This is a genomic window from Paenibacillus kribbensis (assembly GCF_002240415.1).
GTDB lineage: Bacteria > Bacillota > Bacilli > Paenibacillales > Paenibacillaceae > Paenibacillus > Paenibacillus kribbensis.
Genome location: NZ_CP020028.1, coordinates 781,196 through 796,271, shown reverse-complemented (window position 1 = coordinate 796,271; position 15,076 = coordinate 781,196). Strand labels below are relative to the sequence as shown.

Sequence of the window (15,076 nt, the reverse complement as noted above, 5' to 3'; positions counted from 1 at the left end):
GGATAGATACGTATTGTTCGGCTTCTAAATCCGAAGGGGTGTAAAAATGAAATGCTAAAGCGTATTCAAAATCTTTTCATTATCCCTAACTACCCACTATTCATGATCTGTATGTTATTGCAAGGCATGGCTATATCGATCAGCGCACCTTTTTTGGCTGTATATTTTACAACTACACTTGGCGTATCGGTTGGAACCTTTGGTGTTTTTACGGCTGTGACCTTGATTTGTGGTATATGGATAAGCTCTCTGATTGCCAAGCGTTCTGATACGGGATTGGATCGCAAACAAATTTTAGTTATTTGTACGTTGTTTAATGCGATAGCATTCGCAGGATATCTTGTCATTCAAAATTTTTATGTGCTTTTTGTATATATGACTGTCTTCACAGCCATGGGAGCACCTGGAATGCCGCAGTTATTTGCCAGTGCACGCGAAGCGGTAGATCGCAGTCAATCAGCTGATCATGCTTTTGCCAATTCAACACTTCGTTCCATGTTTTCTCTTGGCTTTATCACGGGGCCGCTCCTCGGTTCTTTTCTGATTGCACATACTGGTTTTAAAGGTATTTTTGCAGGAACGACTGCTATATTTATAATGATCGCTATTCTTCTATTTTGTTTTATTCAGCAATCCCCGGCTCGGCTCAAAAGCAAGGACCAGCTTTCACTTCATCACATTACATTGCATAAAAATATTGAAATTCTGATCCCTTTTTCAGTTCTTGCTCTGCTTTATACGTCTCACTGGATGAATAATTTGAATATTTCCTTGTTCATCATTCACAATTTAAAAGGGGACACGAGTGACGTTGCTCTAGTATCCAGTATTTGCGCAATATTAGAAATCCCCTTGATGCTCATGCTGGGCGTACTAGCAGCTAAATACTCCAATCGTTTGCTTGTATTTTCAGGGGCTTTAACAGGGGTGATCTATTATCTCCTTGTCCTGATGTCTACAGAGATGTGGCAGCTATTCGTGGGGCAGCTCCTTCTAGCCTTCTTTGTGGCAGTGATTTCGGCCATTGGCATCAGCTACATGCAGGATTTGTTGCCATCTCTTCCTGGATACGCCTCGACACTGTATTCCAATGCGACAACCATCGGAAGACTGGCGGGGAGCTTGATGGGCGGATTGACCGCTCAATGGATGGGTTATCGAAACTCCTATTGGGTATGCTTGGCCCTGGTAGTCTGCTGTCTTGGTCTGCTGGCGATTTCAAAAAAATTAGAGTTTGGCCAGTCGGATGTTCTACAAGAAAGAAATCACAGTCTATAGCGTGCCACAATCAAAAAACAACAGCCAGCGGTCAGCCTGACGTAATGATTCACCAATCACATTTGTTTTCAATTTTGAGATTGTCACATAAATAAGCGAGGTACACGCTTGAAGCGAATACCCCGCTTATCTATTGACCAGCCTATTTGGAAGAAACGGATTTATTTATTCATTTTTTTATTTATTCGCCTGTGGATTCCAATGATCTGTCCCGCCCAGAACGGCTTTGACTGTGTACTGACTGGCTTCGTTAGCAGTAAGCTGCTTGGCCCAAGGTACACGTCCGGCAATGGCTGCACCTGGCCCATTATTATCAAACTCTACGAATCTTGCAGTCTGCTCATTGGATGCCTTGCCCCAATTGTTCCAGCCGCCCGGCTTGATATGGTTATCCATGTAGGATTTGATATAAGCAACATGAGCGTAAGGACGCCATGGCCGTCCAAGATCCACCTTGCCTTTCAACCCATTTTCGGCTGTCAAACGACATTGAATAAATACCAAACCCAGCTTGTTCTCTTCTGTTGAAGCTGCTGTTACATATCCGGCACGCAAGCTGTGTATGACCGAGTTCTCAAATACGGCAGGTGAATTGCCAAAAATAAAATCGACGCTGCCGCTAATATAGCTGTCCTTAAAATACTGTCTGCCACGATTCACAAGCAAGGTATCCTGTAGTCCGGTAATTTTGACATTGCGGTACTGACCACGATCACCTTCAGCATATAACGCTACAGCCTGCACCTGTCCGGTCCCCTCTGTATTCGCAACCGTTACATTCTCCAGTATAAAATCAGGACTTTGCACACGCATCGTGTAGCTGTTGCTTGTTCCTAATTCTTTTCCATTCACTACGGTTTTGGCCGTATCGTTAAAGGCAATAATCGTTTTTTCCCGATCTTCTCCGATAATGCTCAGATTTTTTTTGGAGGAATTCACTTTTATTTTTTCACGATAGGTGCCATTTTTGAGGCGAATAACTGTCCTGGTGCTACTGTTGTCAGGGACTGCATCAATAGCTGCCTGGAGAGACGTAAAGCTGGCAGAGCCATAGGTCGCTACCACAACGCTATTCACCTCCCGGGCAACAGCATCTTGCTCTGTTTTAACGGGAACTGCTGCTGTTGCTGCCAGTTTGCGGATCGTAACATTGCTGAATTCCGACGTATTATAATTCCATACATCGTTTTGTTGTTTGGAGGCATCGGTGGCCAAGCCGAACAATAACGGCTGATGATCCGGCAAATTCATAACGGTTTCACCAACCTTCTCCCAGTTCGTCACACCATCTGCGGATACCCAGCCGGTAACCTTTTGTCCTTGTCGTACTAGACGAACCGAATATGGTGTTGTTATAAACGTCTCCATTGACGCACGTTTCGTCTTGCCATCCGTTTGATCACGACTGATGAGAATAACCTGTTTACCATATTTAACAAATGCTAAAGTCATATAAGCCATTTTCGATCCAGGCTTCAGCGATTCACGAATCATGACACCCGCTTCGGCATGATCATCGGTAGGTGTAATCTGCTCCACACGGGCAATAATTTCACCGTCTCCCTCCAATTTCTGATAAGCATAATGGAAAAAGTCAGCCTTGCCGTCAATGTCTCCCGCCGATTTCAGCCGTATGCTGCTTCCATTTTCGTCATCCTTTAATACCTGAGTATGTCCCTGGATATAACCGCTGAGGCGCTCAGAACCAATGTCTTCACTCAGCCAGTCTCCCGATGGTGCAGTCGTGTTCACATGAATGGCAACAGGATTGGAAAATGCAGCAGTCCCCTTGCGGTCGGTCACCCGTGCCACAATATAATGAGTGCCGTCCGTCACATGGTTCCAATCAAGACGATAAGGCGCAGTTTCTACCTTACCAGTAAGCACCCCGTCAATGATAAATTCAACGTATGCAATACCATCCTTGTCCTTGGCCGTTGCTGCTAATCTGGCATTACGTCCTGCCTCTAAAATATCGTTATGCTTTAACGAACGGCCGTTTTCGTGAGACACCTGAATGACGGCCTCCGGATTATCTACCTCGTTTCCATCCGACAGCTTCTCGATCAGATCATTTAAGTAGACCTCCAGATTAGTATAGCCCTTGGCAAAATGAGCATACGCCCCTGAGCCGGCAAGCCCCTGACCGTTACGGTCGCTCGCGTTATAGGGGTCCAGCCCGTTGGCACGTTCCCATTCATCGGGCATTCCATCGTGATCGCTGTCGGCAAGCTCCGTCGTAATTACATTACGATCATCGTAAATCCACCCTGCCTCACGCGAGGAGTTGATAAACGCACCCGTTCCATTCTTCACGTCATGCATAATACGAGCGTCCACTGCATCTCTTCTTGGCAGCGTGGCTCCCGAGCCTGCAAGCACCTCTGCATATGCCGTCTGCGCATCTGTCGCTTGGTAGGGACCATACGCATCGGAGGAAATTCCGTTGTCGTACTCCCCTCTTACTTCAATCGGCTCCGCCAGGCGGGTGGAAGGATCTATAATCGACCCAATCGATGTTCCAAGCTGCCAGTTATCCTGGGTAACCGAGTCGTTGCCGTACATGTAGTTACCACCAATGAACATGCGGGTTTTATATTTTTTACTCCCCACGTCCACAAAGATTTGACTGCGAACGTCCTGATATGTGTTAGGACCATATTTATAATAGTTATTCAGCACATTATACGATCCTTCACCGCCGCCATATGAAGAGAAAAACCCCCAGTTATAAATGACATTATTGGTCATTTCCACCGCGTCAATTTCTCTTTTATCCGTTGGAAAACGCGGATTGCGGCTTGCATTGTGAGCTAACAAATTATGATGATAGGTGGCGTTCCTTCCGCCCCATATGCCGCCATAGCCATGGCGCCCCTTTTGGTGTGTGGTCATAAGCATACTCTCGGAGGCGATGGACCACTGTACGGTCGTATTTACGTTGTCGTACAGGCTCAGTACTTCGTCCACCGACCAGCTAAAGGAACAGTGATCAATCATAATATTTTTATGGTACCTGGCTCCGAGCGCGTCATCCTCGCTGGGATAACGGTCGGTCAATCGGAAGCGCAGATAACGCAGAATGACATGATCTGCATCAATCCCTGTCGTGTAATCGCTCACAGTTATTCCGTCTCCAGGAGCTGTCTGACCGGCAACCGTCAGGTTGTTGCCCTGAATTTTAAGCGGCTCCTTGAGATGAATCGTTCCGCCTACCCGGAATACTACTGTCCGGTTATCGGAACTGACCGCTGCACGAAGCGAGCCGGGGATCGCCTGCTCTCCCTTGCCGTAGTCCTCCAGTGTAGTAACTTCGTATACTTCTCCTCCACGTCCACCGGTCACATACTTACCGCCACCCTCCGCTCCGGGGAACGCCGGAATGTCCGTTGCTACCTTGGCCAATTCTGTTGCGGTAACCACCTGACTCCCGGGAGCCGCCTCCGCTTGAATCAGTGGCGGGCATAAGGTCAACAGCAATGAACCCACAACCACATGGCATAGTACCTTTTTCCATGTACACTGCTTGCTCAAATTTATTTCCTCCCCTCAACATTTTCTTGCACACCAGCCGGCAGTTTTTTCACCTCCTTTACTTGCGAATCAGCCGAATCCCCAATCTTCTTGCTATAACAAACGGTGCTCACCGTGCTACGAATAGCTTGGTTCATCAATCTTTTCTGCTTTTACGGTTGGCGGGTGTCATATATACTATAGATATATGAATGCGCTTACTTATCTAATTTGCAAAGGAAGAAGCACATGAATAAAACGAACAACGACAAATATGTCATTGGAGAACAGCAATTCTCCATTCATCACATCTACCGTACCGGATTCACCGTTATGCCACGACCTCATGTCCATGAGAGCTACGAGTTGTATTATTTGCTGCGGGGCGAACGCATTTATTTTATGAACGGTAAGGTATACATCGCCCGCAAGGGTGATCTGATATTTATCATCCCTCATGAGTTGCACTCTACCGCCAGTTCGCAATTGGAGGAAACGGAGCGTATTCTGATTCATTTCTCACCGACATTTCTCCCACAACAGGATCGGGACATTCTTGGCCTGCCCCCGTATCAGCAATCTGCACTGCTGCGCCTACCGGTTAGAGAGCAGATCGAAGTTGAACGTTTGTTCCTGCAAATGAATACCGAATGCAGAAATCAGCAGCCCCTGCACGATCGTTGTGTACAGCATTTACTGCTGGAATTGCTCATTCTGGTGCACAGATCAGAAGCGGTCGAACGTAGTGAACCCGTTTCCTCTCATCCGATGCATCAGAAAATGACGGAAATTTCCTCTTTTATTCAGGACCATTACCATGAACCGCTAACCCTTGAGCAGATAGCTGCCTGCTATTTTATTAGTCCAGCTTACCTGAGCCGCATCTTCCCAAAATTGACTGGCTTTCATTTCAGCGAATACATCCGCGTGGTGAGGGTCAGGGCGGCCCAAACGAGACTGCGAACCACCAAAGACAAAATCCAGCATATTGCAGAGGATGTCGGATTCGGCCATGCTTCCCACTTTAATAAAATCTTCAAAAAAATAACCGGACTCTCCCCTCTTCAGTACCGCAAGCAGGTTCGCTAGATACTCAGTGTAATGAATTAGAAGGAAATTTTATACATCTGATCTTGTCTTGTTTTTCCATTTTTATATTTGCTTGCTCTTTCATGGAACTGAAGACAAGCCGCATGGAATCAAGTGCAACGGCAGCACAAAAAGCCCATACTTCGCTGCATTTATGCGATAAAGTATGAGCTTGCGGGTTTACTCCCCTATCATCTTATGTTTCCTTTACTGTAACGCTTGGATATCCTGAATCAGCCTTTCAACATTTTCTTTCTTCGTAGCCCAACTGGTACAAAATCGAACAACACTATGTGTAGCATCGGCTTTCTCCCAAAAGGAAAAAGTATATTTTTCGCTCAATGCTTTTAATGTACGATCTGGCAAAATCGGGAACTGCTGATTGGTTGGAGAATGATATAGAAAGCTAATTCCTTGTTTCGTTAACGCAGTTTGAAGCAACACAGCCATGTCTATGGCGTGCTTGGAAATGTCAAAGTATAAACCATCTTCAAATAAAGTTTCAAACTGAATGCCCAACATGCGTCCCTTCGCCAGCAGCCCTCCTTTTTGCTTGATCATATATCGAAAATCCTTTTTCAAAGCATCATTTACAATGACTACCGCTTCACCCATCATGGCTCCAATTTTGGTCCCGCCGATATAAAATACATCGCATAGCTTCGCTATATCTGCTAAAGATAAATCGTTGTCGTCTGCAACCAGGCCATAACCTAAACGAGCGCCGTCCATAAACAAGGGTAAACCGCAGGCCCGGCAGACTTGGCTTAACGCTTCCAGCTCGGATTTAGTATAGATCGTTCCATTTTCGGTAGGCTGAGAGATATAAACCATACCGGGCTGTACGCTATGCTCAGGAGCGGCATCATTCCAGTGAGCGTCATACAGCTCCTTTACCTGCTCGGCCCGGATTTTCCCATCATCACTTGGCAAAGTAAGTACCTTATGCCCAGTAGCTTCAATCGCTCCGGTCTCATGTACAGCAATATGTCCAGAAACTGCAGCAACGGCGCCTTGATGCGGACGCAAAATAGAAGAGATCACCGTTGTATTCGTCTGTGTACCTCCAACTAAAAAGTGTACATCTGCATTTTCGGAGCCACATGCCTTTTTAATATAAGCCCTGGCTTTTTCACAGTGCTCATCCACACCATAGCCGCCAGTTTGTTCGTCATTCGTCTCCAATAGTCGCTGTAATATACGCTCGTGGGCACCTTCGGTATAATCGCACTCAAATCGAATCATGTTATATTCTCTCCAATTTCTCCAGTTTGTTCTGAATGAACACCATAGAAGTATGTAGTTCTTTAATTTCTTCCTCTGATAGACCTTGAACTAATTTTATGATTTGCTCGTCGGACCTTTCATCCAGTTGGCGATAGAACGCTTTTCCTTTAGGCGTCAAACGAATCAGATTTGTTCTATTATCCACCGAAGAATTTTCCTTAACAAGGAAGCCCTCTTTGCAAAGTTTAGCTATGATTCTACTCATATAGCTGCGGTCAATTTTGAGAGAATCGACTAAAGTATTGGCTATACACGGCTCAATCATCCCAATCTCTATAATGACACGTGCCTCGGTAAAGGAATGTCCACTATCCAGCACATGTCGATCCAACAAACCGAGTATATTGGTATAAAATCGATTGAAACGTCTCATATCTGCTATAAATGCAGCAGCGATATTGATGATAACCCCTCCTTTTTAGTGGACTTTTACAACAATTATAGTAATAATTTTTGTGGACTATGTCAACAAAAATAAGCCGGGATTGCCCCCGGCTAAACGTTCTATTATTCTCCGTTTTCCGCAAAATGCTTAATGCGTTCTCCTACCTGATTGTCTTTTTCCCCATGATAAACGTCTCCTTCAATGTTTAATTATGAAATGACCAGCCATAGATACAGGCCTAACAGAGTAATAAAAAGTGCAGGAATCGTTAAAACAATGCCTGTTTTAAAATAAGCTCCCCAAGAAATTTTCACGCCTTTAGAGCCAAGCACATGCAGCCATAATAATGTCGCTAATGAACCAATCGGGGTTATTTTCGGCCCCAAATCCGATCCAATCACATTGGCATAAATCAGCGCCTCTTTGATCATGCCGGTGGTATGGGTGGCATCAATGGCAAGCGCATTAATCATGACCGTAGGCATGTTATTCATCACCGATGAGAGGACTGCCGCGATAAAGCCCATTCCCACAGTGGCCACAAACATGCCTTGACCAGCAGCCGCTTGAATCACATGAGCCAGCAGATCGGTTAATCCGGCATTACGCAGTCCATACACCACAACATACATCCCGATGGAGAAAAATACGATGGCCCATGGAGCGCCTTTGATGACAGCTTTTATCGGCACCGCAGTGCTTCTTCTCGCCATCAGCAAGAAAAATACGGCAATCACCCCAGTTACCGCCGAAACAGGAATATTAAAAAATTCGCACACAAAGTATCCAGCCAACAGCAACGCAAGAACAAACCAGGACATGCGGAACATTGTTGGATCTTTAATTGCTTCTGCAGGTGTTATTAACTGTGAAGCATCAAATGTTCTCGGAATCCTTTTGCGGAAAAAGAGATACAGTACCACGATACTGGCCGCTAAAGAAAATAAATTAGGCACAATCATGCGACTCGCATATTCCATAAACGTGATGCCAAAGAAATCGGCTGATACAATGTTCACCAGGTTGCTGACCACAAGCGGTAGCGATGTCGTGTCGGCAATAAATCCGCTTGCTATGATGAAGGGGAAAACCATTTTTTCATCCAGTTTCAGCGCTCGAACCATCGCAAGTACAATGGGTGTCAGGATTAAGGCTGCGCCGTCATTGGCAAAAAAAGCAGCGACAATGGCACCAAGAATGGTCACATACACAAACATCCGGGTTCCGCTTCCCCGCGCAGCCCGTGCCATGTGAAGTGCTGCCCATTCGAAGAAACCGATTTTATCGAGCACCAGCGAAATCAGAATAATGGCCACAAAAGTCAAAGTCGCATTCCAGACAATGCGGGTAACTTCCCAAACATCATGCAAATCGACGACACCCACTAGCAGAGCAAGTATTGCTCCTCCGCAAGCCGACCAGCCAATAGACAGATTTTTAGGCTGCCAGATCACCAACACTAAAGTGGCTAAGAATATAATGCATGCCAACAAAACCAATGCTCAAAACCTCCATCACCTTATAAGCATATACTTATATTAAAAATAACATTTATCCCTTAAGGAGATAAACAGAACAACCTTTAGGAGGAGCAGGTTGGGGAATCCGGTCCACAGGATGCTGTGGGTTCCTCTTTATTCAGCCATTTTAAAATATAGTTGGAATCCGGCATACACTCAAGCACAACTTGAATATGCGGCTTGTCGTCTACGTTTAAGGAATAGTATACCCACTGACTTCGTCTTTCTTCTTTTACGATCCCTTGCGACTTTAATTTCCTCAAATGTTGGCTAATGGCAGGCTGCGACATATCGAAGATGTCCACGAATTCGCAAACACACCATTCTCGTTCTTTTAACAGGGAGAGCATGGACAGCCGCGTTTTATCCCCCAATAGCTTTAAGTGATCAGCTACATAATCAAGTTGTTGCAATGTGTACCCCTCCTTTCATTCATATAACTATATGCTTATATACTAATCAATCCCAACTTTAAAAGCAAGACCCCACCAAAGGGTCCTGCTATCTTTTTCAATCATCTTCATTTCGGTATAAAAGCTTAATACTTACGACCCTCTGCATGCTGCCTACTTCATGATCCTCCTCAATCACCTGCCACTGTCTGCCAATAAGCCCCTGCAAGGTATCGATTTCACCAGGATCGAGATGCAGATTCTTTAATGTGATTCCATCCTGCCCATAATCGCGATCTATGGCTCGATCAAAACGGAAATAAAGCAGCCTTTTCAGTCCATTGATGTGTAAAAACTTAAATTCATAACCACTGTGAAGCGCTTCTTCCCACTCGTCCCCTATGTCTTCTGCCGTTTGACAACGTTCTTCAAAGTCCATTGTTCTTTCTTTAACTTTGCCAAGCAAAGGAGAAAAATCCCGCTGCTTTATACACTCAATGATGACGTCTGTCGGCTCACCGCTTGAACGTAAGTTCTCGATCAGCAAGGCAACCGGAATCGACAATTGTACTTTACTCATCGGAGTCAGCTCCTTTGCTCAAGTAGGAGTTAAACCAGGCGATCACTTGCTCAAAGTTGTCTACACGAAGGGACGGTTTGCCGCTTTTCAGCAAAGAATGATTGGACCCGGGATAGCGAATGAGTCGTGTTGTTTTACCCAGCCGCTTCAGGGCTGTATATAACTCATCCCCTTGTCCAACAGGACAGCGCAGGTCTTCCTCGCCATGTAAAATCAGCAGCGGAGTTTCGATGTAATTTACATGTGCCAGTGGGGACTTGGACCAGAGCAGCTCAGGATCTTCCCACGGATTGGCCCCGACAATTCCCTCTGTATAGGAAATCCCGATATCGCTCAAGCCATAGAAGGATAGCCAATTAGAGATGCAGCGCTGCGTAACGGCGGCACGGAATCGGTTGGTGTGGGAAATAATCCAGTTGGTCATCAAGCCGCCATAGCTGCCTCCAGCCACGCCGAGCCGGGTTGCATCTATAAAATCAAACTGTTTTAGTGCAAAATCCAGGGCGTCCAGCACATCGCGATAATCTCCTCCTCCAAAATCCCCCCGACAGGCTTGGGCAAAATCCTGACCATAACCGAAGCTGCCACGTGGATTGGTCATCAGCACGGCATACCCCTGTGCAAGGAGCGTCTGCATCTCATGGCTATATGTACTGGTATACATTGCATGAGGTCCCCCGTGAATTTGTAAAATCAAAGGAACCCGTTCTCCGGGACCGAGTCCAGAAGGTTTGAAGATCCACCCCTGTACCTTGAAGCCATCCGAAGCCTCAAACCAAAACACTTCCGGCATACTTACTTCCAGGGAGGCCATGTAATCGTCGTTATGGTGCGTGAGCCGCTTCTCTTCCCCTGTCTCCAGATTCATTTGATACAGCTCTCCAGGTCTATTCACATCAAGTGCTGCAAAAATCAGATAGCGACCATCAGCAGACAACGTGTACTGATAGACATCTCTATCGCTTCCCGCAGTCACTGCCTGAACACTGCCGTCCGCAGTGAACCGGTATACATGGACAGCTCCCTGTAACGTCCCGAGCACATACATTTCTGGCTTTAACCTCGCAGGAGCATATACCGGAGATGGAGACGGACCAAAGGATTTCATATCACTTAGGGCAAAGTTGCCAATTTGCATATCCAACTCAGGAAACAATAGCTGAGGCGCTCCTCCCGTCACAGGCACGGTATACAGGCGATTCTGGCTACCGCTGCCATAGATGCGATCGCTGGCGATCAGAGTCAATGATTTGCCATCCGGTGCATACGAAAATTGGCTGATCGCCAAGCTGGAATCCGTAGCCTTCACCAGATTGCTGCCGTTGTAATCAACCGTATAAACATCCGCGTATGAAAGAAGATCTGCATCCAGCTTGTCGTCTTCTACACGTTTGGACAAAAAGGAAATCCGCTTGCTGTCCGTGGACCATACCGGATAAGCAGCATTCCAAGGTCCCGAGGTTATTGGAGTTACCCGGCCGTTTTCAAGCTCCAATACAAATAAATGACTAAACAGACCGTTCCACCAGCCCGATCCTTCGGCTTTGGGAGTGGTACGATCCACGATACGTCCCCGCTCACCGGATTGCTTGGTATATTCCTCAAGCTCCATGGCTTCCCGCTCGGCGTTAATGCTAACCATACTTGTGAATACAATATACTGCCCATCTGGCGACCAGACGAATGCACTTACTCCACGCTTCACCCCCGTCAGCCGCTGTCCCTCTCCACCTTCAGCCGGAATCGTCCATAGCTGCTTGCTTCCATTCGCCACACGTAAAAAAGCAAGCTGCGAACCGTCAGGTGACCAGGCAGGAGACGAATCCTTGTTTCCATGGGTCAACGGCTTGTCTTCCTTTCCATGAAGCGATACGACACGGATGTGCGTCTGGTAGTCATTCTTTGAACGATCTATACTTTTGTTGACGTAGGCAATCGTTCCATCGGGGCTTATTGCCGGATCACTGATCCACTGATATCCGTACAAATCCTCCGGTACAATTGGTCGTTTATTCAAGAGTAGCCCTCCCTTTTCCGTTACATCATACTGCCGAACACACTGCCCAAGCATACCGCCAAAGGTGTATCTATTCGTGAGCCATCTGCTTTTGCAGAGGAAAATGACAGGCTGCAACATGCCCTGGCGTATGCTCTTCGAGCAGCGGGCTCTGCCCGCGGCATATCTCTTGTGCGTATGGGCAACGCGTGTGAAAAGTACAGCCCAAAGGCGGATTGGCCGGATTGGGGATTTCACCTGTCAATGTGATTCGCTCCTTGCGCAGCCTCGGATCAGGGACGGGTACTGCGTCAAGCAGTGCTTTGGTGTACGGATGCTGTGGCCGCGCAAACAACTCATCACGATCCGCAAGCTCCACGATTTTACCCAAGTACATCACCGCGATGCGATCGCTGATATGCTTGACAGAAGGCAGGCCATGAGCGATAAAAATGTAAGTGAGCTCGAACTGCTGCTGTAGCTCTTTTAACAAATTCAAAATCTGAGCCTGAATCGACACATCCAGCGCGGATACAGGTTCATCGCAAACAATGAGCTTCGGCTTCATGGCAAGTGCCCTGGCTATGCCGATCCGTTGCCGCTGTCCGCCACTAAATTCATGGGGATGCCGATCTGCCAGATGAGCGCCTAGTCCTACCGTCTGCAGCAGTCGGAAAACTTCGGCTTTAAGCTCTTTCCCTTTAGCAATCCCGTGTACTTGCAGCGGTTCAGCGACGATATCAAAGACCTTCATTCTTGGGTTCAAAGAAGAGTACGGATCTTGAAATACAAATTGCAAATCTCGTCTGACTTTGCGGACCTCTTCGTCCGTTAAATCAGACAGGCTTTGCCCTTGAAAACGGATTTCGCCTGCCGTAGGCTCCAGCAGTTGTGTAATCATTTGTCCCGTTGTTGATTTGCCGCAACCTGATTCCCCTACAATACCCAAAGTTTCGCCAGGCATAACCTTAAAACTCAAATCATCAACCGCCCGCACATAACCACTTTTTTGGGAGAACCAGCCCTTTTTCATCGGATAATATTTTTTGAGTCCATTCACCTCAAGAAGCGGTGTACCCTGTGCTGTCTCACTCATACCGACACCTCCTCCATCCGCAAACATCTGACATAGTGTCCTTGGTCCTTGGCCTGTATTTCAGGATGAACCTGGGTGCACTGTTCCTGGGCGTAAGGGCAACGGGGATGAAATGGACATCCACTCGGCATCTGCATCATATTAGGAACGGTGCCGGGAATGGAATCCAGCCATTCTCTCTGTTCTGTAAGCTTGGGGAGTGATCCTAGCAGCCCGATTGTATAAGGGTGACCCGGCTTTTCAAACAAATCAAATACGTTTGCTTCCTCGACCACTTCACCGGCATACATCACAACCACCCGATCGGCCATTTCCGCGACCACACCTAAATCATGGGTGATCAGAATGATACCTGTGTTCTCTTCCTTGCTTAGCCTGTGGATTAAATTCAAAATTTGAGCCTGAATCGTAACGTCCAGTGCCGTCGTCGGTTCATCGGCAATCAGCAGTTTCGGACGGCAGGCCAAGGCCATAGCGATCATCACCCGCTGACGCATACCACCGGACAACTGATGCGGGAAATAACCCACAACCTTCGAAGCACCAGGTATGCCTACCCTCTCCAGCATCTCAATACTTTTCTCCCGCGCCTCCGCTTTGCTCAACTTTTGATGCTGCCGAATCACCTCACTGATCTGATTGCCAATCGTAAATACCGGATTCAGCGAGTTCATCGGCTCCTGAAAAATCATGGATATCTCGTTTCCCCGATATTTACGCATTTCTCCCTTGGACAATTGGAGTAAATCCCGACCTTCCAGCAAAATCTCCCCGCCCACAACTTTTCCTGGTGCAGCGACTAAGCCCATAATAGACAAGGAGGTTACACTTTTACCGGAACCGGACTCTCCAACAATCGCTAAGGTTTCGCCCGGGTTCACAGTGAAGCTGACACCGTTGACCGAGGGAACCATTCCATCCTCTGTTTTAAAGTAGGTTTTCAATTGGTTCACTTCAAGCAGTTTTGTGGACATCTTTTCCGCCCCCCCTCTGTTATTCTTTCGCCTTCATGTGGGGATCTAACACGTCGCGAAGCCAGTCACCGAGGAAAATAACGCCCAGGACCGTGATGGTAATCGCCAGACCGGGAAACGTTGCCACCCACCAGCTTGTAGCTACATATTGTCTGCCATCGCTCAGCATACCGCCCCAGGACACGGCCGGTGGTGTGATCCCCAATCCGAGAAAACTAAGCGAAGCTTCCATAATAATCGTTGTCGCCACATTCATGCCGGAAATCACAATGAACGAAGACAGGACATTGGGTAAAATGTGCTTCAACAGAATCCTGCTATTTTTGGAGCCAATCGCCTTGGCTGCCTTGACGAAGTCCCGTTCCTTGATACTCAATACCTCGCCCCGGACCACCCTTGTATAAGCAACCCAATTCGTAACGCCAATAACAAAAATAAGTGTAGTCATGCCAGGCCCTACCACGGCCAAGACGACCAGCATCAGCAGAATGGCCGGAATAGCCAAAAATGCATCGGCAACTCTCATAATCACGGCATCCACCCATTTGCCATAAAAACCGGCAAGAAGTCCGAGGATCGCGCCAATCGTGCCTGAGACCAGAACTGCACCGATACCGACGATAAGCGAAACTCTGGCCCCGTACACGATACGGCTCCACATATCCCGCCCCAGATTATCTGTACCAAGCCAATGCTCTGACACTCCACCTGCCAGCCATATGGGTGGTTTCAGTCGGTTAAGCGGGTCAATATCCGCAGGATTGTGAGTGGCCAAAAGAGGTGCAAATAGAGCTGTTAAGCTAACGAGCAGTATCAGTACCGCACCGACCGTTCCGGTTTTACTTCGTAACAGTTGCTTCCACACGCGCCCAATAGCTGACAGCCGAAGGGTTTGCTTTGGGTTGTCCGGGTCCGAGCCAAGGGCTTGTATAGGATTGATGCCTGCCACATCTTCTCCTCCTCTCT

Annotated in this window: 12 protein-coding genes; 2 read left to right on the top strand and 10 right to left on the bottom strand. The window is 47.1% G+C overall.

The annotated features are described in order from the left end of the window. The first annotated feature begins 51 nt into the window (after positions 1-51). Complete coding sequence (locus B4V02_RS03560; protein ID WP_094153767.1) at positions 52-1,278, top strand: sugar efflux transporter; 1,227 nt, start codon at positions 52-54, stop codon at positions 1,276-1,278. 177 nt (positions 1,279-1,455) lie between these two features. Here the strand turns inward: B4V02_RS03560 and B4V02_RS03555 are convergent, their stop codons facing one another. Continuing rightward, complete coding sequence (locus B4V02_RS03555) at positions 1,456-4,812, bottom strand: pectinesterase family protein (RefSeq protein ID WP_094153766.1); 3,357 nt, start codon at positions 4,810-4,812, stop codon at positions 1,456-1,458. Positions 4,813-5,040: 228 nt separating this feature from the next. Between B4V02_RS03555 and B4V02_RS03550 the strand changes: the two genes are divergently transcribed. Beyond that, entirely contained in the window at positions 5,041-5,880 is an 840-nt protein-coding gene (locus B4V02_RS03550) for a helix-turn-helix transcriptional regulator (protein WP_094153765.1), read from the top strand. A gap of 207 nt (positions 5,881-6,087) precedes the next feature. On the opposite strand, the gene B4V02_RS03545 is transcribed toward B4V02_RS03550, so the two are convergent. The 9 genes from B4V02_RS03545 to B4V02_RS03505 all read right to left on the bottom strand — a co-directional run bounded on the left by B4V02_RS03545 (position 6,088) and on the right by B4V02_RS03505 (position 15,059). Then, a complete protein-coding gene (locus B4V02_RS03545; protein WP_094153764.1) occupies positions 6,088-7,125 on the bottom strand; it encodes a threonine aldolase family protein in 1,038 nt (345 codons plus the stop codon). 1 nt (position 7,126) lies between these two features. Beyond that, positions 7,127-7,540: a MarR family winged helix-turn-helix transcriptional regulator gene (locus B4V02_RS03540; protein WP_244188444.1), complete on the bottom strand. Its 414-nt coding sequence runs from the start codon at positions 7,538-7,540 to the stop codon at positions 7,127-7,129. A gap of 221 nt (positions 7,541-7,761) precedes the next feature. Next, complete coding sequence (locus B4V02_RS03535; RefSeq protein WP_007432281.1) at positions 7,762-9,051, bottom strand: arsenic transporter; 1,290 nt, start codon at positions 9,049-9,051, stop codon at positions 7,762-7,764. A gap of 83 nt (positions 9,052-9,134) precedes the next feature. Continuing rightward, a complete protein-coding gene (locus tag B4V02_RS03530; RefSeq protein WP_007432282.1) occupies positions 9,135-9,485 on the bottom strand; it encodes an ArsR/SmtB family transcription factor in 351 nt (116 codons plus the stop codon). A gap of 97 nt (positions 9,486-9,582) precedes the next feature. Continuing rightward, positions 9,583-10,044, bottom strand: a complete 462-nt coding sequence (locus B4V02_RS03525; RefSeq protein WP_094153762.1) for a hypothetical protein — start codon at positions 10,042-10,044, stop codon at positions 9,583-9,585. After that, positions 10,037-12,061 carry a S9 family peptidase gene (locus B4V02_RS03520; RefSeq protein WP_094153761.1) on the bottom strand — a complete coding sequence of 675 codons (2,025 nt, stop codon included), beginning with the start codon at positions 12,059-12,061 and terminating at the stop codon, positions 10,037-10,039. Before B4V02_RS03520 ends, B4V02_RS03525 begins: the two co-directional genes overlap by 8 nt. A gap of 70 nt (positions 12,062-12,131) precedes the next feature. Beyond that, positions 12,132-13,136, bottom strand: a complete 1,005-nt coding sequence (locus B4V02_RS03515; RefSeq protein ID WP_094153760.1) for an ABC transporter ATP-binding protein — start codon at positions 13,134-13,136, stop codon at positions 12,132-12,134. Continuing rightward, the gene (locus tag B4V02_RS03510) at positions 13,133-14,110 is read right to left on the bottom strand and encodes an ABC transporter ATP-binding protein (protein WP_094153759.1); all 978 of its coding nucleotides are present in this window, start codon (positions 14,108-14,110) and stop codon (positions 13,133-13,135) included. The genes B4V02_RS03515 and B4V02_RS03510 overlap by 4 nt, the downstream gene beginning before the upstream one ends. A 19-nt stretch (positions 14,111-14,129) precedes the next feature. Then, on the bottom strand, positions 14,130-15,059 hold the full coding sequence (locus B4V02_RS03505; protein ID WP_094153758.1) for an ABC transporter permease: 930 nt from the start codon (positions 15,057-15,059) through the stop codon (positions 14,130-14,132). Between the last annotated feature and the right edge of the window lie 17 nt (positions 15,060-15,076).

Excerpts from the sequence above, each read along its gene's own strand:
- B4V02_RS03550 (WP_094153765.1), top strand. The coding sequence starts at position 5,041 with ATGAATAAAACGAACAACGACAAATATGTCATTGGAGAACAGCAATTC.
- B4V02_RS03545 (WP_094153764.1), bottom strand. The coding sequence starts at position 7,125 with ATGATTCGATTTGAGTGCGATTATACCGAAGGTGCCCACGAGCGTATA.
- B4V02_RS03515 (WP_094153760.1), bottom strand. The coding sequence starts at position 13,136 with ATGAGTGAGACAGCACAGGGTACACCGCTTCTTGAGGTGAATGGACTC.
- B4V02_RS03510 (WP_094153759.1), bottom strand. The coding sequence starts at position 14,110 with ATGTCCACAAAACTGCTTGAAGTGAACCAATTGAAAACCTACTTTAAA.
- B4V02_RS03540 (WP_244188444.1), bottom strand. The coding sequence starts at position 7,540 with ATGAGACGTTTCAATCGATTTTATACCAATATACTCGGTTTGTTGGAT.
- B4V02_RS03560 (WP_094153767.1), top strand. The coding sequence starts at position 52 with ATGCTAAAGCGTATTCAAAATCTTTTCATTATCCCTAACTACCCACTA.
- B4V02_RS03525 (WP_094153762.1), bottom strand. The coding sequence starts at position 10,044 with ATGAGTAAAGTACAATTGTCGATTCCGGTTGCCTTGCTGATCGAGAAC.